We start from the raw sequence: 22233 nt of genomic DNA on the forward strand, positions 1-22233 counted from the left end.
TCCGGTGGCAGCCAGCCTGGCGAATTTCTGCTACCATCCCTGCACTATTCACCTTGCACAGTGGCAGCGACTATGAAATTCGTCTCTTTTAATATCAACGGCCTGCGTGCCCGCCCACACCAACTGGCCGCCATCGTCGAAAAACACCAGCCGGACGTGATTGGCCTGCAGGAAACCAAAGTTCACGACGACATGTTCCCTCTCGAAGAGGTTGCCAGGCTCGGCTATAACGTCTTTTATCACGGGCAGAAAGGCCATTATGGCGTCGCGCTGCTGACCAAAGAGACGCCGATTGCCGTCCGCCGCGGTTTCCCGGACGATGGCGAAGAGGCTCAGCGCCGCATCATTATGGCGGAGATCCCGTCGCCCTTCGGCAACGTCACAGTGATTAACGGCTATTTCCCGCAGGGTGAAAGCCGCGATCATGAAACCAAATTCCCGGCCAAAGCGGCGTTCTATCAGAATCTGCAGAACTATCTGGAGACCGAGCTCAACAAAGAGAATCCGGTGCTGATCATGGGCGATATGAACATCAGTCCTACCGATCTGGACATCGGTATCGGTGAAGAGAACCGCAAACGCTGGCTGCGCACCGGCAAATGTTCCTTCCTGCCGGAAGAACGGGAATGGATGGACCGCCTGCTGGGCTGGGGCCTGGTGGATACCTGGCGTCAGGCTAACCCCGACAATCATGAGCATTTCTCGTGGTTTGATTACCGCTCCAAAGGCTTCGACGATAACCGTGGGCTGCGCATCGATCTGCTGCTGGCCAGCCAGCCTCTGGCGCAGCGCTGCGTGGAAACCGGGATCGATTACGAGATCCGCGGGATGGAAAAACCGTCCGACCACGCGCCGGTGTGGGCCACCTTCCGGCCATAATTCACGCCCTTCTCTCGCCTCCCGCTGTGCGGGGGGCAGAATTTCCTGAGCAAAATCAACAAAGCGACGGTAAACCATTGTGACGGTCGTCGGAACAGGATACTGTCGCGCGCACTTTTTGATGTCCACTGCGTCCAGACTGTACAGGAGCACCTCTCATGCAAAAGAAGCCGTCATCCGGCCATTGGTAAAGGGCTGGGACTTCTCGCGCTGGTGGCCACGCTGGCCGTTATCAGCCACCGCGTCGGTCTCCACGATCTGCTGACTCATCTGCATCTGCTTCAGGACACCCTCCGCCATCAGGGCGCCTGGGGATATCTGGTCTATGCTGCGCTGTTTATCATTGCCACCCTGTGTCTGATCCCCGGCAGCCTGCTGGTGATCGCCGGCGGGATGCTCTTCGGCCCGCTAACAGGCTCCCTGCTCTCGTTTGCCGCCGCCACCCTCGCCTCTTCGCTGTCGTTTTTAATCGCCCGCTGGCTTGGGCGCGATCTGCTGCAGCGCTATGTGGGCCATACCACCGTCTTTCAGGCGATTGAGCGCGGTATCGCCCGCAGTGGCTGCGATTTCCTGATCCTCACCCGCCTGGTGCCGCTCTTTCCCTACAATATTCAGAATTACGCCTACGGCCTGACGGCGATCCGCTTCTGGCCCTTTGCCCTGATCTCGGCCGTGACCACCCTGCCGGGTCTGGTCATCTATTCGGTGATGGCCAGCGAACTGGCCCGCGAGGGGGTGACCCTCGCCTTCGCGCTAAAACTGAGCCTCGCCGGCGGGCTGCTGTTTGCCCTGGTGCAGATAGGCAAACGGTTTGCCCGCGCCCGTCGCGTGGCGGCGTGCAGTGAGGAGGTGCGCCATGACCCAACCTGATCGCCGTCACCTGCGCCGCGCCCGGCTGGCCCTTGCCGTCGTGGTCGCCGCCGCTCTGGCCGCCTGGCTGTGGTTCCCTGGCGGGCGTACCTTTCTGCAGCAGAGTCTGACGGCGTTAGCCTCCCTGGATCCGCAGCAGGTCAGAGGGTTTATCGCCGCCTGGGGGCCGCAGGCCGCGCTGGTCTCATTTGCGCTGATGATCCTCCAGGCGATCGTCGCTCCGCTGCCGGCTTTCCTGATTACCCTGGCGAACGCCGCCCTGTTCGGCGCCTTCTGGGGCGGGGCGCTGTCGTGGTTCAGCGCTATGGTCGGGGCCGGGCTCTGCTTCTGCATCGCCAGAGCGCTGGGGCGCGAAGTGGTGGAGAAACTCACCGGCCGCGCGATGCTGCGCAGTGCCGACGGCTATTTCACCCGCTTTGGCCCGCAGACGATCCTGGTCTGCCGCCTGCTGCCGTTTGTCCCGTTTGACCCGGTCAGCTATGCCGCCGGACTAACCTCGCTGCGCTTCTGGCCCTTTATGCTGGCCACCGGCGTGGGCCAGCTCCCGGCGACTATCGTTTATTCCTGGGCCGGGAGTCTGCTCACCGGGGGCACCTTCTGGCTGGCCACCGGGCTTTCGCTGCTTTTTGCCCTGGCGGTGGTCATCTCTATCGCCAAAAATATTTACCGTGAACGTCATAAGAGATCGTCGCCATGAGCTTACCCCCGCTGGATTCTGTCCCCCTGATCCTTCGTCCGCAGGTGTGGCTGCACCGCCGGCATTACGGCCAGGTGCTGAGCCCCATTCGCTGGTGGGGTCGGATCCCGTGGCTGTTTTACCTGGTTTCGCTGTTCGTGGGCTATATTGAACGCCGCCGCTCGCCGCTGGATCCGGTGCTGCGCTCGCTGGTCAGCGCCCGCATCGCCCAGCTGTGCCACTGCGAATTCTGTATCGATATCACCAGCATGATCCTCGCGGCGCGGAGCGGTAGCCAGGACAAGCTGCTGGCGGTCGCCGACTGGCGCAGCAGTACGCTGTTCAGCGAAAAAGAGCGCCTGGCGCTGGCCTATGCCGAAGCCGCCACCCAGACGCCGCCGGCGGTGGATGATGCCCTGCGTAGCGCGATGGCCGCGCATTTTGACGCCCGGGCGCTCACCGAGCTGACCGCCCTGATCGGCCTGCAAAATTTATCAGCGCGGTTCAATGCCGCGATGGCGATCCCGGCTCAGGGGTTGTGCCAGATACCCACTTCTTCCTCGCAGAATAAGGAGTAACGATGCGCCGTTTGCGTGATTACAGCCTCTGTCTGTGCCTGCTGCTGCTCTGGCCGCTGGCGGTTAATGCCGACGACAGCTGGCGGCAGATTCAGACGGAAGCCCGCGGACAGACCGTCTGGTTTAACGCCTGGGGCGGCGACCCGGCCGTCAATCGCTATCTGGCGTGGGTCAGCGAAGAGGTCAAACGCTATTACGCAATCGACCTGCGTATTGTGCCTGTCGCCGACGCCGCCGACGCAGTGAAACGCATCCAGACCGAGGCGCAGGCCGGTCGTCGCCAGGGCGGGTCAGTGGATCTGCTGTGGATCAACGGCGAAAACTTTCGCACGCTTAAGCAGGCCGATCTGCTGCTCACCGGCTGGGCCGAATCGCTGCCCAACTGGCGCTATGTCGATCAGCAAAAGCCGGTACGGGAAGATTTTTCTGTCGCCACCGAGGGCGCGGAGTCGCCGTGGGGCAGCGCCCAGCTGACGTTTATCGCCCGCCGCGGGCAAACGCCGCAGCCGCCCACCAGCCCGCAGGCCCTGCTGGCCTTCGCCAGAGCCCATCCGGGCAGCGTAACCTACCCGCGGCCGCCGGACTTCACCGGTACCGCCCTGCTGGAGCAACTGCTGATCGCGCTCACCGACCAGCCAGCCGCCCTGCGCCAGCCGCCGCAGCCGGCGACCTTCGCGGCGGTCACCGCCCCGCTGTGGCGCTATCTCGATGCGCTGCACCCGGCTCTGTGGCGGGCGGGCAAGGATTTCCCGGCGTCGCCGGCGCGGATGGACGCCATGCTCAACCAGGGCACCCTCCGCCTGTCGCTGACGTTTAACCCGCTGCACGCCCGGCAGAAAGCCGCCAGCGGCGAATTACCGACGGACAGCTACAGCTTCGGTTTTACCGCGGGGACCCTCGGCAACGTCCATTTTGTTACCATCCCGGCTAACGCCCGCGCTGTCGCTGGCGCCAAAGTAGTGGCCAATTTCCTGCTCTCCCCTGAGGCGCAATTGCGCAAGGCCGATGCCGCCGTCTGGGGCGATCCGAGCGTACTGGATCCGCAGCGTCTGCCTGACGGCCAGCGCCAGGCGCTGGCGGCAGCCCTGCCGCAGGATCTGCCGCCGGTGCTTGCTGAGCCTCACGCGGCATGGGTTGACGCGCTGGAGCAGGAATGGCTGCGCCGCTACGGTACACACTGATCCTGCTGGCCTGGGGGGCGATGGCGGCGATCTATCTGCCGCTGTTCCCCGCCGCCGGGGAACTGGTGGGCGCTGCGCGCTCCCCGGCCCACTGGCGTGCGCTGTTCGCCGACCCGCAGCTGGGCCAGGCGCTGGCCGCCACCCTCGTCTCCACGCTGTTGTCCGTCGGCGGCGCGCTGCTGATCGCCCTGACCATCGTCGCCGCCCTCTGGCCTTCGGCCCGCTGGCGGCGGCTGGCTTCCCGTCTGCCGCTGCTGCTGGCGGTGCCCCATCTCGCCCTGGCGACGGCGGCGCTGCTGCTGTTCGCCGAAGGGGGCTGGCTCTGGCAGCGGCTGCCGTTTCTGACGCCGCCGGTTGACCGGTACGGCATTGGGCTTGGCCTGACGATGGCCCTGAAAGAGAGCGCCTTTGTGCTGTGGGTGATCTATGGCCTGCTGGGAGAGAAACGCCTCGCCGACCAGGCGACCGCCCTGAAGAGCCTCGGCTACGGCCGCTGGCAGTGCCTGCGTTGGCTGGTGCTGCCCGCCCTGCTGCCCGCCCTCGGCATGGTGCTGCTGGCCACCACCGCCTGGAGCCTGTCGGCGGTAGACATCGCCCTGGTGCTGGGGCCCGGCAATCCGCCCACCCTCGCCGTGCTGGCGTGGCAATGGTTAAGCCAGGGCGATGAGCTGCAGCAGGCCAAAGGGGCGCTGGCCAGCCTGCTGCTGATGGCGATCCTCGGCGGGCTGGCGCTGGTCGCCTGGGGCGGATGGCGGCTACAGCGCCAGTACCAGCCCGATCTGCGCGGTGTTCGTCACCCGCATCCTCATGCCCTGCCCGGCCGCCTGCTGGCGGCGCTGCTGCCGCTGAGCGGTCTGCTGGGCGCGCTATTGCTGGCGGGGCTGGCGCGCTCGGCGCCGCCGCAGATGGATGCCCTCGGCAACAGCCTTGGGCTGGCACTGGCGGCCTGCGCCCTCGGCGCGGCTGTCTGCCTGCTGTGGTTGGCCTGCGGCCCGGCGCGAGGCGATGGCTGGGTCTGGCTACCGCTGGTCCTGCCGGCCCTGCCGCTGGCCGACGGCCAGTACCGGTTGGCGCTGTACGCCTGGCTTGACGGTGACTGGTGGACCGTCCTGTGGGGCCATCTGCTGTGGGTGGTGCCATGGATGCTGTTTATTTTGCGCCCGGCCTGGCGCCAGCGCGATCCGCGGCTGACGGTTGTCGCCCGCACGCTCGGCTGGGGATCCACGCGTATTTTCTGGTTGCTGACCCTGCCTTCGCTAACTCGCCCGCTGCTGACCGCCCTGGCGGTGGGCTTCTCAGTGAGCATCGCGCAGTATCTGCCAACGCTATGGCTGGGGGCTGGCCGAATTCCGACGCTCACCAGCCAGGCGGTGGCGCTCAGCAGCGGCGGCGAGGCGCAGACGCTCGCCGCTCAGGCGCTGTGGCAATTACTGCTGCCGGCGGTATGCTTTACCCTGACCGCTCTGCTGGCCTGGCTGGCAGGCCGCTATCGACGAGGACTTCGCTAGTGCTAACCGTAAACCATCTGACTCTGAGCGTGAGACGCCAGCCGCTGCTGCGGGAGGTCGCCTTTTCGGTAGCCCCGGGGGAGGTGCTGACGCTGATGGGCCCCTCCGGTAGCGGGAAATCAACGCTGTTTGCCTGGATGATTGGCGCCCTGTCCGGCGATTTTCGCGCCCGAGGCGAACTGTGGCTCAACGAACGGCGTTGCGATACGCTGCCGACAGAGCATCGGCGCATCGGCATTCTGTTTCAGGACCCGTTACTGTTCGACCATTTCAGCGTCGGGCAAAATTTACAGCTGGCGCTGCCGGAGAACGTGCGCGGCGAGGCGCGAAAAACCGCGGTGGAGGAAGCGCTTAGCCGCGCCGGGCTGGCGGGCTTCGCCCCGCGCGATCCGGCCACGCTCTCCGGCGGGCAGCGGGCGCGGGTGAGCCTGCTGCGCGCCCTGCTGGCGCGCCCCGAGGCATTGCTGCTTGATGAGCCCTTCAGCCGCCTGGATGCCAGCCTGCGCGCCGGGTTCCGCCGCTGGGTCTTTGAAGAACTGGCCCGCCAGGCCATTCCGGCGATCCTGGTGACCCACGATCGCGAGGACTGCCCGCCGACGGGGCGCTGCCTGGCGATGGAGCGCTGGCAATGAAGGACAATAGCGTGCAAACCTGCGTTACCGCAAAGAAATCGGCGCCTGGCGAGTGGAGAATACGCCCTCCACTTTTTACCGTCGGGCATTTCGATGAAACGTGTTTCTCAATTGACCGCACTCGCCCTGCTCATGGGGCTTGCTGCTTCCACTACCTGCGCCGCTGAAACCATGCCAGCGCTCACTCTCTCCCACCTGCAACAGCAGCACGGCGTGGCCATCGACACCCGGCTGAGCGCTTATTACAACGGCTGGCCGCAGCGCGCCAACGGCCCGGAAGGCCATGAGCCGCAGGCCCTCAATCTTTCCGCCCGCTGGCTCGGCGCCATGAGCGACGATCAGCTCCGCGCCTGGGCTAAGCAGCACCAGCTCCTGTCCGATACCCCCATCGCGCTGTACGGCAGCCCGGAGGATAACGTCAGCGTCGCGGCGCGGCTGAAACAAACGGGTTTCACCCGGCTCAGCACCCTGAGCGATGCGCTGAGCCAGACCGACCGTCTGCAAAAGCTGCCGCACTTTGAACAGCTGGTCTACCCCCAGTGGCTGCACGACCTACAGCAAGGGAAAGCGGTCGCCGCCGCCCCGGCAGGCGACTGGAAAGTGTTTGAAGCCGCCTGGGGAGCGCCGAAGCTCTATCTGCTGAGCCATATCCCTGGCGCGGGCTATATCGATACCAATGAGGTGGAGAGCGAACCGCTGTGGAATAAAGTGTCCGACGCGCAGCTGAAGGCGATGCTGGCGAAGCACGGCATCCGGCATGACACCACGGTGATCCTCTATGGTCGCGACGTCTACGCCGCAGCGCGGGTGGCGCAGATCATGCTGTACGCCGGGGTCAAAGACGTGCGCCTGCTTGACGGCGGCTGGCAGACCTGGTCCGACGCCGGGCTGCCGGTAGAGCGCGGTATGCCGCCGGCGCAGCAGCCGGCGCCTGATTTCGGCGCGCCGATCCCCGGCCAGCCGCAGCTGATGCTGGATACCGAACAAGCCCGCGGGCTGCTGCATCGTCAGGACGCCTCGCTGGTCAGCGTCCGCTCGTGGCCGGAGTTTATCGGCACCACCAGCGGCTACAGCTATATCAAGCCGAAGGGCGACATCGCTGGCGCCCGCTGGGGCCACGCCGGGAGCGACTCCACGCACATGGAGGATTTCCATAACCCGGACGGCACCATGCGCAGCGCCGACGATATCGCTGCCCTGTGGCGCCAGTGGAACATTCTGCCGAGCCAGCAAGTGGCGTTCTATTGCGGGACCGGCTGGCGGGCCTCGGAAACCTTTATGTATGCCCGCGCCATGGGCTGGCCGCACGTCGCGGTGTACGACGGCGGCTGGTACGAATGGAGCAGCAACCCGCACAATCCGGTGGCCCGCGGAGAGCGCGGCCCGGAAAGCAGTCAGTAACTCGCCCCGCCTCAGCGCGTCGCCCTTTGTCGGCGACGCGCGATACCCCGTTTACGCTATGGTCGTTACCCGCTTTAAGGTCTGGTAGCCACTGCAGATGCGCGTCGCCGTCGTCAGCCAGCACAGCGCGCCAAACAGCCACGCCAGCCAGGCGAAATGCGCCGGAAACAGGCAGCCGAGGACAAACAACAGGATGGTCTCCGTCCCCTCCGTCAGTCCCCCGAGATAGTACAGCGATTTATGGGCGTAGCCGGGATTGGCGATCTGGTGCCTGGCCGCCAGGGCGGCAAAAGCGAGAAAGCTGCTGCCGGTGCCGATAAAGGCAAACAGCAGCCAGCCGCCCGCCAGGGCATTGTTCAGCGGATCCGCCAGAATAAAGCCGAACGGCACCAGGGCGTAAAAGAGAAAATCCAGCGCAATATCGAGAAAGCCGCCCGCGTCCGTGAGCCCGCGCCGCCGCGCCAGAGCGCCGTCCAGGCCATCCAGCAGGCGGTTAAGGAGAATGGCCGCCAGCGCCGCGCCATACCACCCCAGCGCCAGAAAGGGCAGAGCCAGCACGCCGATGGCAAAACCAACCAGCGTCAGCCCGTCCGGTGAGATGCCGGGGCGGTCAAGGACGCCGGCGACAGCGTTAAGCAGGGGTTTAAGGCGCGGATGCAGGTGGCTATCAAGCACGAAGGTCTCCAGCAGGGTTGGCGGTTGTCAGTTACGGTCTATGGCGGTGATAATAGGCCATATTCGTCTTATTAACCTTGATGCTTATGCTAAAAATGATTGATGTTGTCGCCGCCATTATTGAACAGGATGGCCAGATTCTGCTGGCGCAGCGTCCGCCCCGCGCCGACCAGCCGGGGATGTGGGAGTTCGCCGGCGGCAAAGTGGAGCCGGGTGAAAGCCAGCCGCAGGCGCTGGCCCGCGAACTGCAGGAGGAGATGGGCATCATCGCCCGCCCGGCTTGCTATATCGCTAGCCATCAGCGGGAGGTCTCCGGCCGCCGGATCCATCTGCACGCCTGGTGGGTGCCGCACTTTCAGGGCACGCCGCTGGCCCACTATCACACTCAGCTGCGCTGGTGCCTTCCCACAGAAGCGCTGGCCCTCGATCTCGCCCCGGCCGATATTCCTCTGCTGCACGCCTTTATCGCCCAGCGCCCCACCCTTTCCGTCCGCTGATCCGCCCGCCGCCTCGTCATCGCTTTTAGTTATGACGAGCGGGCAATTATAAATTTTGTTGTCGGCTCAATTTTTCCTTGCTTGCCTAAGGATTAGCGGTGTTATAGTCGGAAAATCGGTTTTTTCAAGGACCGAATCATAATAAATACATGCAACCACAACCATAAGGGGAACTGATATCTATGGATCAGACGTGCACTCTGGAAGGCTTTCTCACCCGCGTTCAACAGCGCGATCCTCATCAAACCGAATTTGCTCAAGCCGTCCGGGAGGTGATGACCACCCTGTGGCCTTTCCTTGAGGAAAATCCGCGCTATCGTCAGCTTGCTTTGCTGGAACGTCTGGTGGAACCGGAGCGCGTGATCCAGTTCCGCGTGGTGTGGGTGGACGACCGCAATCAGGTCCAGGTCAACCGCGCGTGGCGCGTGCAGTTCAACTCGGCCATCGGCCCGTATAAAGGCGGGATGCGTTTTCACCCGTCGGTTAACCTGTCGATTCTCAAATTCCTTGGCTTCGAGCAGACCTTCAAAAACGCCCTGACCACTCTGCCGATGGGCGGCGGGAAAGGCGGCAGCGATTTCGATCCTAAAGGCAAGAGCGATGGCGAAGTGATGCGTTTCTGCCAGGCGCTGATGACCGAACTCTATCGCCACCTTGGCCCGGATACCGACGTACCGGCGGGCGATATCGGCGTCGGCGGTCGCGAAGTCGGCTTTATGGCCGGAATGATGCGCAAGCTCTCCAACAACAGCGCCTGCGTCTTCACCGGTAAAGGACTCTCCTTTGGCGGCAGCTTGATCCGTCCGGAAGCCACTGGTTACGGCCTGATCTACTTCACCGAAGCGATGCTCAAACGTCACGGCCTCGGCTTCGAAGGCGCTCGCGTGGCGGTCTCCGGCTCCGGCAACGTCGCGCAATACGCCATTGAGAAAGCGATGGAGCTTGGCGCGCGGGTGGTGACGGCCTCCGACTCCAACGGCACCGTCGTTGACGAAGCGGGCTTCACCAAAGAAAAACTGGCCCGCCTGATCGACATTAAAGAGCGTGCCCACGGCCGCGTGGCCGATTACGCCCGCGAATTTGGCCTCACCTATCTTGAAGGCCAGCAGCCGTGGTCAGTGCCGGTGGATATTGCCCTGCCTTGCGCGACCCAGAACGAACTGGACGTCGATGCCGCCCGCCAGCTGATTGCCAATGGCGTCAAGGCCGTGGCGGAAGGCGCCAACATGCCGACCACCATCGCCGCAACCGACCTGTTCCTGGAAGCTGGCGTGCTGTTTGCCCCGGGCAAAGCGGCCAACGCCGGCGGCGTGGCGACTTCCGGTCTGGAGATGGCGCAGAACGCCGCGCGCATGGGCTGGAAAGCGGAAAAAGTGGATGCCCGCCTGCATCACATCATGCTGGATATCCACCACGCTTGCGTGCAGTACGGCGGCGAAGCGAAGCAGACCAACTACGTGCGCGGCGCGAATATCGCCGGTTTCGTGAAGGTTGCGGATGCTATGCTGGCCCAGGGCGTGATTTAACCTCCCCTAACTCCATCCCGGCGGCAGCCCGCCGGGATGCGTCTCACGACGTCATCGTGATCACAACTTTCCCCAGATGCTGACCACTGTCCAGACAGGCATGGGCCTCGGCAATCTCCGCCATCGGGTAGCTGGCGTAGATCAGCGGCTTGCATTTCCCTGCCTCTAGCAGCGGCCAGACGTGGCGGCGCAGCGCCTCGGCAATCTGTTGTTTCTCCGCCGCCGTCCGGCCGCGCATGGTCGAGCCGGTGACGGTGGCTCGCTTGAGCATCAGAGTCTGAATATCAACCTCATGAGCGATTCGCCCGCCCATAAAGCCGATGATGACCAGTCGTCCATCCTTTTTCAGTAGCCCAAGGTTGCGGTTAAAGTAAGGGCCGCCAACAATATCCAGAATGACGTCCACCCCTTCATCGTTGGTCAGCTGGCCGATTTTCTCGGCAAAATCATCGGTTTTGTAGTTAATCGCCGTAGCATAGGGACGTAGCGCAGCAATTTTTTCGTCCTGGCCGACGGTGGCATAGACGGTCATCCCCAGCGCGTGGCACAGCAGGACCGCGGTGGTGCCAATCCCGCTGGCGCCGCCGTGGACCAGAATGCTTTCGCCAGGCTGCAGCTTACCCAGCTGGAAGACGTTCGCCCAGACGGTGAAGAAGGTTTCCGGAATGGCGGCCGCTTCGCTAAAGCTGAGGCCCGCCGGGATCGGCAACGTCTGGCCTGCCGGCACGGCGCAGTATTCGGCATAGCCGCCGCCGTTGGTCAGCGCGCAAACGCGATCGCCGGGCGTAAACGCTGTGACCTGCGCGCCGACCTTAACAACCACGCCCGCCACCTCGAGGCCGGGCACGGGGGTGACGCCCTCAGGCATGGGATACAGACCCTGGCGCTGCAGAATATCCGGCCGGTTGACGCCCGCCGCCTTCACCTCAATGAGCACCTCATGCTCCCCGATGGTGGGGATCTCCCCTTCGCGGATCTGCAATACCTCCGGGCCGCCCGGTTGGCTGATAGCAATATATTTCACGGGTCCTCCTTATCGCCTGTGAGAGAAATGGGGCATCGGCATCAGGAAAAGCGCAGCGGGCATCCCCTGCTCAGGGGCCCCGCGTCCAGGCTCTTCCCGGCTGTTTAGTGTAGACCATTGGCCTGACTGGCGGAGAAGCGGTGGCCGTGGGGTAACGCATCCTCGCGACCACCGGCGGGTTACTGCGGCGGCGGCGCGGTATCGTCTGCCGCTTTTTTGCCTTTCGGCTTCCCTTTACCTTTGCTGAACGACTTCTTCGCCCCGCCCGGCGCCACCAGGCCGCGGAACTGACGCACCGGCGTGCTGCGCGCCTGATCGATCAGTTGATACAGCGTCCCCACCAGCGGCTGCATAAAGTCCTGATAGCGGCACTGTTTCTCGCTGATCTGCGTCAACACCGACTCCCAGTGGGCGGTCATGTCCGGTCGCCCGGCCATCTCCGGCAGGGAATGAATGAGCGCCCTGCCGGCCTCCGAAGAGTGGATATAGCGCCCCTTTTTGCTCAGGAAACCACGCTTGAACAGCAGCTCGATAATCCCTGCGCGGGTCGCTTCCGTGCCGAGGCCGTCGGTGGCGCGGAGGATCTTCTTCAGATCTTTATCCTGCACGAAGCGGGCAATCCCGGTCATCGCCGACAGCAGCGTGGCGTCGGTAAAGTGGCGCGGCGGCTGGGTCTGACGCTCCACCACCTCGCCCCTCTCGCACAGCAGTTCATCGCCTTTGGCCACCACCGGCAGCGGCGTGCCGTCGTTCTCTTCATCGCGCTCTTTGCTGCCAAGCAGCGTCCGCCAGCCCGCCTCGGCCAGAAAACGCGCCTTGGCGACAAACTTGCCGTTGGCGATCTCAAGATCAATCTGGCATTTGCGGAACACTGCGTCAGGGCAGAACTGCATCAGATACTGGCGGGCGATCAGGGTGTACACCTTCGCTTCGTTATCGGTGAGCTTCACCTGGCTGCTGCGGGCGGTTGGGATAATCGCATGGTGCGCGTCGACCTTTTTATCATCCCAGCAGCGGTTGCGGATCTCCGGATCCACTACCGGCTGCGGCAGCAGGTCCGCCGCATGGACGGCAATCGCATTCAACACCGCATGGCGGCCAGCGAAGTGCTCTTCCGGCAGATAGCGGCTGTCCGAACGCGGATAGGTGATGAGTTTGTGGGTTTCGTACAGCTTCTGGCAGATATCCAGCACGTTCTGCGCGCTGAAGCCGAAACGTTTGGCCGCCTCAATCTGCAGCGCCGACAGCGAGAACGGCAGCGGCGCGGGTTCGGAATCGCGCTTATCGTTATAGCCGGTCACGATTGCCGGCTGGCCTTCGATGCGCTTAACCACATGCTCGGCCAGCGGACGATGCAGCAGGCGCCCTTCTTCATCCTGGTAAGGTTCGCAGGCTTCGCTCGGCACCCAGGTGGCGACAAAACGCTCCTCCTGCGGCGTGACGATATGCGCCTTCACGTCGAAGAAATCTTTGGCGACGAAATTTTCAATCTCTTCATCGCGACGGACCACCAGGCCAAGTACCGGGGTCTGCACCCGCCCCACCGAGAGCACCCCCTGATAGCCGGCGTTGCGCCCCAGCAGGGTGTAGGCGCGGGTCATATTGATGCCGTACAGCCAGTCGGCGCGGGCCCGCGCCAGCGCCGACACGCAGAGCGGCACGAACTCGCTGTTGGCGCGCAGACGGTTGATCGCCCGCTCCACCGCCTGCGGGTTGAGATCGTTAATCAGACAGCGCTGCACCTGCTGACGCTTCTCCGGCGCCAGCTGCAGGTAGTCGAGTACTTCGTCCACCAGCAGCTGCCCTTCTCTGTCCGGGTCGCCGGCGTGGATAACCTCCTCGGCGTCGCCGAGCAGGCGCTTGATGACATTCAGCTGTTTGGTGACCGAGGGCTTTGGCTGCAGCTGCCATTTCTCCGGCACAATCGGCAGATCGTTGAGATTCCACCGGGCATAGCGGCTGTCGTAGATGTCCGGCTGCGCCTGCTCCAGCAGGTGGCCGATACACCAGGTGACCACCTGCCCGTTGCCGCACTCAATATAGCCATCGCCTTTGCGGTGCGGTTTAGGCAACACATCGGCGATAGCCCGACCGAGACTCGGTTTTTCTGCAATAAACAACCGCATCGAATCAACGGATCTCGATCATGGGTCGCCCGCCGCGGGCGGTCACCAGCTCGCCGATGGCGGCCAGCTTAATGCCGAACTCCGCCGCGGCGCCCTGAACTTCCGCCTCCGCCTCCGGGGTCACCGCCAGCAGCAGACCGCCGGAGGTCTGCGGATCGCACAGCAGATCCCGCCACTCCGTCGGCATCTCGCCCATGAGATGGCCGTAGCTGGCAAAGTTGCGCCCGGTGCCGCCCGGCACCGCGCCGGCGGCGATATAGTCCTCCACCCCCGGCAGTTTTGGGATATCGGCATAGCGCAGCTGCGCCTGCACGCCGGCCCCGCGGCACACCTCGCTGAGGTGGCCGAGCAGGCCAAAGCCGGTGACGTCGGTCATCGCCTTCACCCCGTCGATGGCGGCAAACGCGGCGCCGGCGAGGTTCATCTGGCACATGGTCTCCGTCGCTAACCCTTGATGCTCTGGCTTGAGCAGCGATTTTTTCTCTGCAGTGGTCAGTACGCCGATCCCCAGCGGTTTAGTAAGATACAGTTTGCAACCCGCCTGGGCGGTGCTGTTTTTCTTGATGCGCTCGGTGGGCACCACGCCGGTGACCGCCAGACCGAAGATCGGCTCCGGGGCGTCAATGGAGTGGCCGCCCGCCAGCGCGATCCCCGCCTGCTGGCAGGCAAAGCGCCCGCCCTCCACCACTTCGCGAGCGATTTCCGGCGCCAGGGTGTTGATCGGCCAGCCGAGGATGGCAATCGCCATAATCGGTTTCCCGCCCATAGCGAAAATATCGCTGATGGCGTTGGTGGCGGCGATGCGGCCAAAGTCGAACGGGTTATCGACAATCGGCATAAAGAAATCGGTGGTGCTGACGATCGAGGTGCCATTACCGAGATCGTAAACGGCGGCATCATCGCTGGTTTCGTTGCCGACAAGCAGGTTTGGATCGACAAACTTCGCCTGCTCGCTATGCAGGATAGTTTCCAGCACTTTCGGGGAAATTTTACAACCACAACCGGCTCCGTGGCTGTATTGCGTTAAACGAATGGCTTGCTCGCTCATGGACATCTCCTGTCATTGCAATCCCGCTATGTTAGCGCCCAAACGCCAGGGTGGTAAGTACGACAGTCTGAAATCGCGTATGGTTGCTCATTAAGCAGACAAAAAGCCGTTTTTGCGAGACGCGACAATTTTTTCCCGACCATTTTCACTTTTACTTAAAGATGACAGAAATGTGACAGCACAGGACTGTCTTCTCTGGAATGATTATGACGTAAGGAAATTCTAATGAAAAAGCGTGTTCTTGCCCTTTGCCTGGCCAGTTTCTTCTCCGTTAACGCCTTTGCTCTGGTTCCCCCCGGGAACGATGTCACCACCAAGCCCGATCTCTACTATCTGACCAATGCCCAGGCCATCGACAGCCTGGCGCTGTTGCCACCACCGCCGGCGGTGGGCAGTATCGCATTTTTAAACGATCAGGCGATGTATGAGCAAGGACGTCTGCTGCGCAATACCGAGCGCGGGAAGCTGGCGGCAGAGGATGCCAACCTCAGCGCGGGCGGCGTGGCCAACGCCTTCTCCAGCGCCTTTGGTTCGCCGATCACCGAGAAAGACGCGCCGCAGCTTCACAAACTGCTGACCAATATGATTGAAGACGCCGGCGACCTGGCGACCCGCAGCGCGAAAGAGAAATACATGCGCATTCGCCCGTTTGCGTTCTATGGCGTCTCCACCTGCAACACCACCGAACAGGACAAGCTGGCGAAAAACGGCTCTTACCCGTCCGGGCATACCTCTATCGGCTGGGCCACCGCCCTGGTGCTGGCGGAGATCAACCCGCAGCGGCAAAACGAAATTTTGAAGCGCGGCTATGAGCTCGGCGAGAGCCGGGTGATCTGCGGCTATCACTGGCAGAGCGATGTCGATGCGGCGCGCATCGTCGGCTCCGCGGTGGTCGCTACGCTGCACACCAACCCGGCCTTCCAGCAGCAGTTGCAGAAAGCCAAAGATGAATTCGCGAAAAGGCAGAAGTAACGTCATCGCCGTTGCATTCCCGGATGCGGCGCCTGGCGCGCCTTGTCCGGGCTACAAAAACCGCGATTGATTCGAATGGTAGGGGTTGTAGGCCGGGTCCGGCGCGAGCCGCCACCCGGCATAGATGCGGCTCCGAGCCTGCTGCCATCGCCCGGCGGCGCTGCGCTTGCGCGGCCAGCCGGACGGTTCCCTCTCCCTCCGGGAGAGGGCCAGGGTGAGGGGAAGCACTGCAGTGTGGTTGTTTATGTTATCTGTGGCTTCAGCGTAGTTTGCGCTCCCGGTTAATCGTCTGCGTTATGTCACTCATGGCGCCGGGAGCGCACAGGGGGCGGCCAGTCACCGCCGCCCCCTGTACCCCCGGGCTCTGGCCAGCAAAATCGCCGCTGCGCGGTCCCTTCGACTTATCCCTGCAGGCTTCGGGTCGGGCCGAGGCAGCGTCCCTGCAAAACACGGCCCTCAGCCCGCATCCATGCGGGCTGCCCCGGCCTGCCGGGAACGTCTCAGCGATTTTGAGGCCGTCAGCACCGGCAGTTTCAGCAAGAAAAGTGAATAAATTAACGACAGGTCGTACGAACGTAGGCCGGGTAAGGCGCAGCCGCCACCCGGCACAAAATCGGCTCCGTGCCCGCTGTCCTTGCCCGGCGGCGCTGCGCTTGCGCGGGCCTACAGACAGTCAGAGCCGGATGCGTTGGCCGGGTAAGGCGCCAGCCGCCACCCGGCATAATAAGCACCGACTCAGAATCGCGTCACAAACGGCGCGGTATCCGGCAGGGCAATGGTGGTTGAGGCTTTTAGCTGCGGCGTCCCCAGATAGAGGAAGCCGACAATTTTATCCTGTTCGCGGCACTCGAAGCCGGCCCGCACCACCGGACTCTCGGTCAATGCTCCGCTGCGCCAGATACCGTTGAATCCCTGAGCCAGGGCCGCCATCTGCATCGCCATCACCGCGCAGCCAGCGGACATCTCCTGCTCCCAGCGCGGCACCTTAGGGTGGTCTTCACAGCGCGCGACCACGGTAATAATCAGCGGCGCACGGAACGGCGCATTGCGGGCTTTCTCTATTCCCTTCTCATCCTGGCCGGCCTCTCTGGCCCCTTTTTCCAGCAACTGGCTGAAGCGCTCGCGGCCGTCATCGGCGATAATAAAGAAGCGCCACGGCTGCAGGGTGCCATGATCCGGGGCGCGCAGCCCGGCGCGCAGAATGTTTTCCAGCTGTTCGCCCGCCGGGGCAGGTTCCGCCAGGCGGGAAGCGCTGCGGCGATTAAGCAGTAGATCGAGAGCATCCATCTGTATAACTCCTGTGATGTCATTTTTCATAAAATTAACATGCACAAGGATTTTGTTACAGCGCGGTCGGTGATTCCTGCTGACAACCGACGGCTCACTCTTTAGGATAGCCAGACGCGGCGGCCCCTGCGGCCTGCCCTTTTTAGATAACGTTAGGGAGAAGACATGCGAACCCTTTGGCGACTGATTGCCAGCTTTTTTAAATGGACGTGGCGGATACTCAACTTTATTCGCAAACTGGCCCTCAATGCGATCTTCCTGGTGCTGGTGCTGGTGTGTATCGGCATCTGGAGCCAGTTCAGCAGCACCACCAGCGAACATGCCGCGCGCGGCGCGCTGTTGCTGGATATTACCGGCGTGGTGGTGGATAAACCATCCGCCAGCAGCAAGCTCGGCGTGATTGGCCGCCAGCTGTTTGGCGCCAGCTCGGACCGTCTGCAGGAGAATTCCCTGTTCGATATCGTGCAGACCATTCGCCAGGCGAAGGATGACCGCAATATCACCGGTATTGTGCTGGATTTGAAAAACTTCGTCGGCGGCGACCAGCCATCCATGCAGTACATCGGCAAAGCGCTGCGCGAATTCCGCGATAGCGGCAAACCGGTGTATGCCGTTGGCAGCAGCTACAGCCAGGGCCAGTACTACCTGGCGAGCTTCGCCAACAAAATCTGGCTCTCGCCGCAGGGCGAGGTAGACCTGCACGGCTTCGCTACCAACGGGCTATATTACAAATCGCTGCTGGATAAGCTGAAGGTCTCCACCCATGTCTTCCGCGTCGGCACCTATAAATCCGCCGTCGAGCCATTCATCCGCGATGATATGTCCCCTGCCGCCCGCGAAGCGGATAGCCGCTGGATTGGCGAACTGTGGCAGAACTACCTCAACACCATTGCCGCCAACCGCCAGATCACCGCCCAGCAGCTCTTCCCGGGCGCCCAGGGCATTATCGATGGCCTGCGTAAGGTGGGCGGCGACACGGCGAAATATGCGCTGGACAATAAGCTGGTGGATGAGCTGGCGACCTCCACGGAAGTGGAAAAGGCGCTGACCAAACAGTTTGGCTGGAGCAAAGCGGATAACAATTACCGGGCGATCAGCTATTACGACTACAACGTGAAGACGCCGTCTGACCAGGGTTCCGCCATCGCGGTAATCTTCGCCAACGGCGCCATCATGGACGGTGAAGAGACCCCGGGCAACGTCGGCGGCGACACCACCGCAGCGCAAATTCGCGATGCGCGCCTCGATCCGAAAATTAAGGCCATCGTTCTGCGCGTAAACAGCCCGGGCGGCAGCGTAACCGCTTCGGAAATCATTCGTGAAGAGCTGGCGGCAGCCAAAGCCGCCGGTAAACCGGTAGTGGTCTCGATGGGCGGCATGGCGGCGTCCGGCGGCTACTGGATCTCCACCCCAGCGGATTACATCGTGGCGAACCCAAGCACCCTCACCGGCTCCATTGGCATCTTTGGGGTGATCAACACCGTGGAAAATACCCTCGGGTCGATTGGCGTCCACACCGACGGCGTCGCCACGTCGCCGCTGGCGGATGTCTCCAGCACCAAAGCGCTGCCGCCGGAAGTGCAGCAGCTGATGCAGTTGAGCATTGAGAATGGCTATCAGCGCTTTATCACCCTGGTGGCTAACGCCCGTAAGAGCACGCCGGAGAAAATCGACCAGATCGCCCAGGGCCACGTCTGGACCGGGGAAGATGCTAAAGCCAACGGACTGGTCGACAGCCTCGGCGACTTCGACGACGCGGTGGCCAAAGCCGCCGAGCTGGCGAAGCTGAAAACCTGGCACCTCAACTACTATCAGGAAGAGCCGACCTTCTTCTCGATGGTGCTGGATAGCCTGACCGGCTCGGTACGCGCCTCGCTGCCGGCGGCCATTCAGGCCTGGCTGCCTGCGCCGGTCGCCGCAGCGGCCGAGACGGTGAAAGCGGAGAGCGACAAGCTGGCGGCGTTTAACGACCCGCAGAATCGCTATGCCTTCTGCCTGACCTGCGCTAACATCCGTTAATACGCAGCGGCTGCCCCGTCTCCCGGGGCAGCCTTTTTCCCTCTCCTGCCAACACTGCCACAAAGCCCGCGACCGACGCTGTATTTTTTCCTGCGTCTCTTTATACTGCGCCTGTCTACGACCAACCTAAGCGATGCTATGCAAAAAAAATCGATTTACGTTGCCTACACCGGTGGGACCATCGGTATGCAGCGCTCTGAACACGGCTATGTACCCGTTTCCGGCCATCTGCAGCGTCAGCTGGCGCTGATGCCGGAGTTCCATCGTCCGGAGATGCCGGACTTCACGATCCATGAATACCATCCGCTGATGGATTCATCCGATATGACCCCCGAGGACTGGCAGCACATCGCCGACGATATCCGCAGCCATTATGAGGAGTATGATGGCTTTGTGATCCTCCACGGAACCGACACCATGGCGTTTACCGCCTCGGCGCTGTCGTTCATGCTGGAAAACCTTGGCAAGCCGGTCATTGTGACAGGGTCACAAATTCCGCTGGCCGAGCTGCGTTCCGATGGTCAGATTAACCTGCTCAACGCCCTGTACGTCGCCGCCAACTATCCGATTAACGAAGTGGCGCTGTTCTTCAACAATCGACTGTTCCGCGGCAACCGCACCACCAAAGCCCATGCCGACGGCTTCGACGCTTTCGCCTCGCCAAACCTTGCCCCGCTGCTGGAGGCCGGGATCCATATTCGCCGTCTCGGTACTCCGCCGGCGCCGCAGGGTAGCGGAGAGCTTATCGTGCACCCCATCACTCCGCAGCCGATTGGCGTGGTGACGATTTATCCCGGCATCTCCGCCGACGTGGTGCGTAATTTTTTGCGCCAACCGGTGAAAGCGCTGATCCTCCGCTCCTATGGCGTCGGCAATGCCCCACAGAATGGCGAGTTTATTCAGGTGCTGGCGGAAGCCAGCCAGCGCGGTATTGTAGTGGTCAATCTGACGCAGTGCATGTCCGGAAAGGTGAACATGGGCGGCTATGCCACCGGCAACGCCCTCGCCCAGGCGGGGGTCATCAGTGGTTTCGATATGACGGTGGAAGCGACGCTGACCAAGCTACACTATCTGCTTAGCCAGCAGCTGGACGTTGACGCCATTCGCGCGGCGATGCAGCAAAATCTGCGTGGCGAACTCACCCCCGACGAGACTTAAGGAGGACGTATGGCACATCGAGCGCTGTTACTGGTTGATTTGCAGAACGACTTTTGCGCCGGCGGCGCGCTGGCCGTTCCTGAAGGCGACAGTACCGTCGACGTAGCCAATGCGCTTATCGACTGGAGCCTGGCGCGCGGCGAGCCCATCGTCGCCAGCCAGGACTGGCATCCGGCGGATCACGGCAGTTTCGCCAGCCAGCACCAGGTGGAACCCTACACCGAGGGCGAGCTGGACGGCCTGGCGCAAACTTTCTGGCCGGATCACTGCGTGCAGCACAGCGAAGGCGCGGCGCTGCATCCGCTGCTCAAGCAGCAGGCGATCGCCGCTGTGTTCCACAAAGGGCAAAACCGGATCATCGACAGCTATAGCGCTTTCTTTGACAACGGTCACCGGCAGAAAACCGAACTGGACGGCTGGCTGCGTGGTCAGGGGATCGTGGAGCTGACCGTTCTCGGCCTCGCCACCGATTACTGCGTTAAGTTCACCGTGCTGGATGCCCTGGCGCTGGGCTACGCGGTCAACGTCATCACCGACGGCTGTCGCGGCGTAAATCTGCAGCCACAGGACAGCAGCCAGGCGTTTATGGAGATGGCCGCCGCGGGCGCCACGCTCTATACCCTCGACGACTGGCGGGAAACTCAGGCCTGATCCCTCCCCCCCGGCGCCCTCGCGCCGGGTCTTCTTCTGCCGCCTCGCTATTGTCCATAAATTGAACTCTCTCGCAGTTTCAACAGGTTATTGCTGCTAGTCTGGCAAGGCTGTTTTTTCGCCACGCCATTTCCGTGGCGTGGTTATTTTTATGTCAAAGAGGAACCACTATGAAACGTTTGCCCTTGCTGGCAGCTTTGCCCTTGCTTTGCGCTTCCGCGCTCTCTGCCCAACCGCTGATGTCCGTCGGCTATTTTAACGGCGGCGGCGACGTCACCGCCGGGCCGGGCGGTGATATCGATAAGCTGGACGTCCGGCAGATCACCCATCTCAACTACTCGTTTGGCCTTATCTATAACGATGAAAAAGACGAGACCAATGCGGCCCTGAAGGATCCTGCTCATCTGCACGAGATCTGGCTGTCGCCGAAGGTGCAGGCGGATCTGCAAAAGCTCCCCGCCCTGCGTAAACAGAATCCGGACCTCAAAGTCCTGCTGTCGGTCGGCGGCTGGGGCGCGCGTGGTTTCTCCGGCGCGGCGGCGACCGCAGAAAGTCGCGCCGTCTTTATTCGTTCCGCGCAGAAAATCATCCAGCAATATGGTCTGGACGGCATTGACCTCGACTGGGAGTTTCCGGTCAACGGCGCCTGGGGACTGGTGGCCAGCCAGCCGGCTGACCGCGACAACTTCACTGCCCTGCTGAAATCGCTGCGTGAGGCAGTCGGTGAGCAAAAGCTGGTGACTATCGCCGTGGGCGCCAATGCCGAGAGCCCGAAAAGCTGGGTGGACGTCAAAGCGGTGGCCCCGGTGCTGAACTACATCAACCTGATGACCTACGACATGGCCTACGGCACGCAGTACTTCAACTCGAATCTGTATGACTCCAGCCACTGGCCGACGGTCGCCGCAGCGGATAAATACAGCGCCGATTTTGTGGTCAACAATTACCTGGCCGCCGGGCTTAAACCCAGCCAGATGAACCTCGGGATTGGTTTTTATGGCCGGGTACCGAAACGGGCGGTCGAGCCGGGGATTGACTGGACGAAAGCGGATGCGCAAAACAATCCGGTCACCCAGCCCTATTTTGGGCCACAACAGATCGCGCTGTTTGCCTCGCTGGGCTATGACCTGAGCAAAGACACCTATGTGAAATACAATGATATCGTGGGCAAACTGCTCAACGATCCGCAAAAGCGTTTTACCGAGCACTGGGACGATGAGGCGAAGGTTCCGTGGCTGTCGGTGCAGTCCGCAGAGGGCAAGCCGCTGTTCGCCCTCTCCTATGAGAACCCGCGCTCGGTAGCCATTAAGGCGGACTATATCAAGGCGAAGGGCCTCGCCGGGGCCATGTTCTGGGAATATGGCGCCGATGACCAGAATCAGCTGGCCCGTCAGCTGGCGGAATCGCTGGGGATCAAACACTAATCATGGCTGTTCCGCCGCATCGTCGGCACCGAGAGGCGTGACGCAGGCAGCATCGCCTGCAATGCAGGTATATCGCGCCGCCCGGGATAGGTTATGATGCC

Annotated in this window: 20 protein-coding genes; 15 read left to right on the plus strand and 5 right to left on the minus strand. The window is 62.4% G+C overall.

Going from position 1 to position 22233, the window contains the following annotated elements; genetic code table 11:
* Positions 1-72 precede the first annotated feature (72 nt).
* The 8 genes from xthA (at position 73) to OHJ17_RS14980 (ending at position 7725) form a co-directional block, all read left to right on the plus strand.
* The gene (gene xthA / locus OHJ17_RS14945; protein ID WP_002901486.1) at positions 73-879 is read left to right on the plus strand and encodes an exodeoxyribonuclease III; all 807 of its coding nucleotides are present in this window, start codon (positions 73-75) and stop codon (positions 877-879) included.
* A 213-nt stretch (positions 880-1092) separates the two neighbouring features.
* Positions 1093-1749 (plus strand): TVP38/TMEM64 family protein, encoded by a 657-nt coding sequence (locus OHJ17_RS14950; protein ID WP_032432919.1) that lies wholly within the window; start codon positions 1093-1095, stop codon positions 1747-1749.
* Complete coding sequence (locus tag OHJ17_RS14955; protein ID WP_032432917.1) at positions 1736-2446, plus strand: TVP38/TMEM64 family protein; 711 nt, start codon at positions 1736-1738, stop codon at positions 2444-2446. The genes OHJ17_RS14950 and OHJ17_RS14955 overlap by 14 nt, the downstream gene beginning before the upstream one ends.
* Positions 2443-3003 carry a carboxymuconolactone decarboxylase family protein gene (locus OHJ17_RS14960; protein ID WP_032432915.1) on the plus strand — a complete coding sequence of 187 codons (561 nt, stop codon included), beginning with the start codon at positions 2443-2445 and terminating at the stop codon, positions 3001-3003. The genes OHJ17_RS14955 and OHJ17_RS14960 overlap by 4 nt, the downstream gene beginning before the upstream one ends.
* A gap of 2 nt (positions 3004-3005) precedes the next feature.
* Positions 3006-4184 (plus strand): ABC transporter substrate-binding protein, encoded by a 1179-nt coding sequence (locus tag OHJ17_RS14965; RefSeq protein WP_004209927.1) that lies wholly within the window; start codon positions 3006-3008, stop codon positions 4182-4184.
* Complete coding sequence (locus tag OHJ17_RS14970; RefSeq protein ID WP_032432913.1) at positions 4157-5692, plus strand: ABC transporter permease subunit; 1536 nt, start codon at positions 4157-4159, stop codon at positions 5690-5692. The genes OHJ17_RS14965 and OHJ17_RS14970 overlap by 28 nt, the downstream gene beginning before the upstream one ends.
* Positions 5692-6324 (plus strand): ATP-binding cassette domain-containing protein, encoded by a 633-nt coding sequence (locus tag OHJ17_RS14975; RefSeq protein WP_004176522.1) that lies wholly within the window; start codon positions 5692-5694, stop codon positions 6322-6324. Before OHJ17_RS14970 ends, OHJ17_RS14975 begins: the two co-directional genes overlap by 1 nt.
* 93 nt (positions 6325-6417) lie before the next feature.
* Entirely contained in the window at positions 6418-7725 is a 1308-nt protein-coding gene (locus tag OHJ17_RS14980; RefSeq protein ID WP_032432912.1) for a sulfurtransferase, read from the plus strand.
* Positions 7726-7776: 51 nt separating this feature from the next.
* Here the strand turns inward: OHJ17_RS14980 and OHJ17_RS14985 are convergent, their stop codons facing one another.
* The gene (locus OHJ17_RS14985; RefSeq protein ID WP_032432911.1) at positions 7777-8400 is read right to left on the minus strand and encodes a CDP-alcohol phosphatidyltransferase family protein; all 624 of its coding nucleotides are present in this window, start codon (positions 8398-8400) and stop codon (positions 7777-7779) included.
* Positions 8401-8486: 86 nt separating this feature from the next.
* Here OHJ17_RS14985 and OHJ17_RS14990 point away from each other — a divergent pair, with 86 nt between their 5' ends.
* The gene (locus OHJ17_RS14990; protein WP_032433859.1) at positions 8487-8897 is read left to right on the plus strand and encodes a pyrimidine (deoxy)nucleoside triphosphate diphosphatase; all 411 of its coding nucleotides are present in this window, start codon (positions 8487-8489) and stop codon (positions 8895-8897) included.
* A 182-nt stretch (positions 8898-9079) separates the two neighbouring features.
* Positions 9080-10423: an NADP-specific glutamate dehydrogenase gene (gene gdhA / locus OHJ17_RS14995; protein ID WP_004176526.1), complete on the plus strand. Its 1344-nt coding sequence runs from the start codon at positions 9080-9082 to the stop codon at positions 10421-10423.
* Between the two features lie 43 nt (positions 10424-10466).
* On the opposite strand, the gene OHJ17_RS15000 is transcribed toward gdhA, so the two are convergent.
* The 3 genes from OHJ17_RS15000 to selD all read right to left on the minus strand — a co-directional run bounded on the left by OHJ17_RS15000 (position 10467) and on the right by selD (position 14621).
* On the minus strand, positions 10467-11447 hold the full coding sequence (locus OHJ17_RS15000) for an NAD(P)H-quinone oxidoreductase (protein ID WP_004140406.1): 981 nt from the start codon (positions 11445-11447) through the stop codon (positions 10467-10469).
* A 179-nt stretch (positions 11448-11626) separates the two neighbouring features.
* The gene (locus OHJ17_RS15005) at positions 11627-13573 is read right to left on the minus strand and encodes a DNA topoisomerase III (RefSeq protein ID WP_004148065.1); all 1947 of its coding nucleotides are present in this window, start codon (positions 13571-13573) and stop codon (positions 11627-11629) included.
* A gap of 4 nt (positions 13574-13577) precedes the next feature.
* The gene (selD, locus tag OHJ17_RS15010; protein WP_016946408.1) at positions 13578-14621 is read right to left on the minus strand and encodes a selenide, water dikinase SelD; all 1044 of its coding nucleotides are present in this window, start codon (positions 14619-14621) and stop codon (positions 13578-13580) included.
* 225 nt (positions 14622-14846) lie between these two features.
* Here selD and phoC point away from each other — a divergent pair, with 225 nt between their 5' ends.
* Entirely contained in the window at positions 14847-15593 is a 747-nt protein-coding gene (gene phoC / locus OHJ17_RS15015) for an acid phosphatase PhoC (protein ID WP_002901387.1), read from the plus strand.
* Between the two features lie 735 nt (positions 15594-16328).
* Here the strand turns inward: phoC and OHJ17_RS15020 are convergent.
* Positions 16329-16880, minus strand: a complete 552-nt coding sequence (locus OHJ17_RS15020; protein ID WP_004176531.1) for an NAD(P)H nitroreductase — start codon at positions 16878-16880, stop codon at positions 16329-16331.
* A gap of 165 nt (positions 16881-17045) precedes the next feature.
* On the opposite strand from OHJ17_RS15020, the gene sppA reads away from it, so the two are divergent.
* The 4 genes from sppA (at position 17046) to OHJ17_RS15040 (ending at position 22132) form a co-directional block, all read left to right on the plus strand.
* A complete protein-coding gene (gene sppA / locus OHJ17_RS15025) occupies positions 17046-18899 on the plus strand; it encodes a signal peptide peptidase SppA (protein WP_004140411.1) in 1854 nt (617 codons plus the stop codon).
* 138 nt (positions 18900-19037) lie between these two features.
* On the plus strand, positions 19038-20057 hold the full coding sequence (gene ansA / locus OHJ17_RS15030) for an asparaginase (RefSeq protein WP_032432910.1): 1020 nt from the start codon (positions 19038-19040) through the stop codon (positions 20055-20057).
* 9 nt (positions 20058-20066) lie between these two features.
* Positions 20067-20708, plus strand: a complete 642-nt coding sequence (gene pncA / locus OHJ17_RS15035) for a bifunctional nicotinamidase/pyrazinamidase (protein ID WP_004892853.1) — start codon at positions 20067-20069, stop codon at positions 20706-20708.
* A 170-nt stretch (positions 20709-20878) separates the two neighbouring features.
* Positions 20879-22132, plus strand: coding sequence for a chitinase ChiD (locus OHJ17_RS15040; RefSeq protein ID WP_002901255.1), 1254 nt, complete (start codon positions 20879-20881; stop codon positions 22130-22132).
* Positions 22133-22233: the final 101 nt, after the last annotated feature.

Source organism: Klebsiella sp. KP20-425-1, from assembly GCF_025813515.1.
GTDB lineage: Bacteria > Pseudomonadota > Gammaproteobacteria > Enterobacterales > Enterobacteriaceae > Klebsiella > Klebsiella pneumoniae.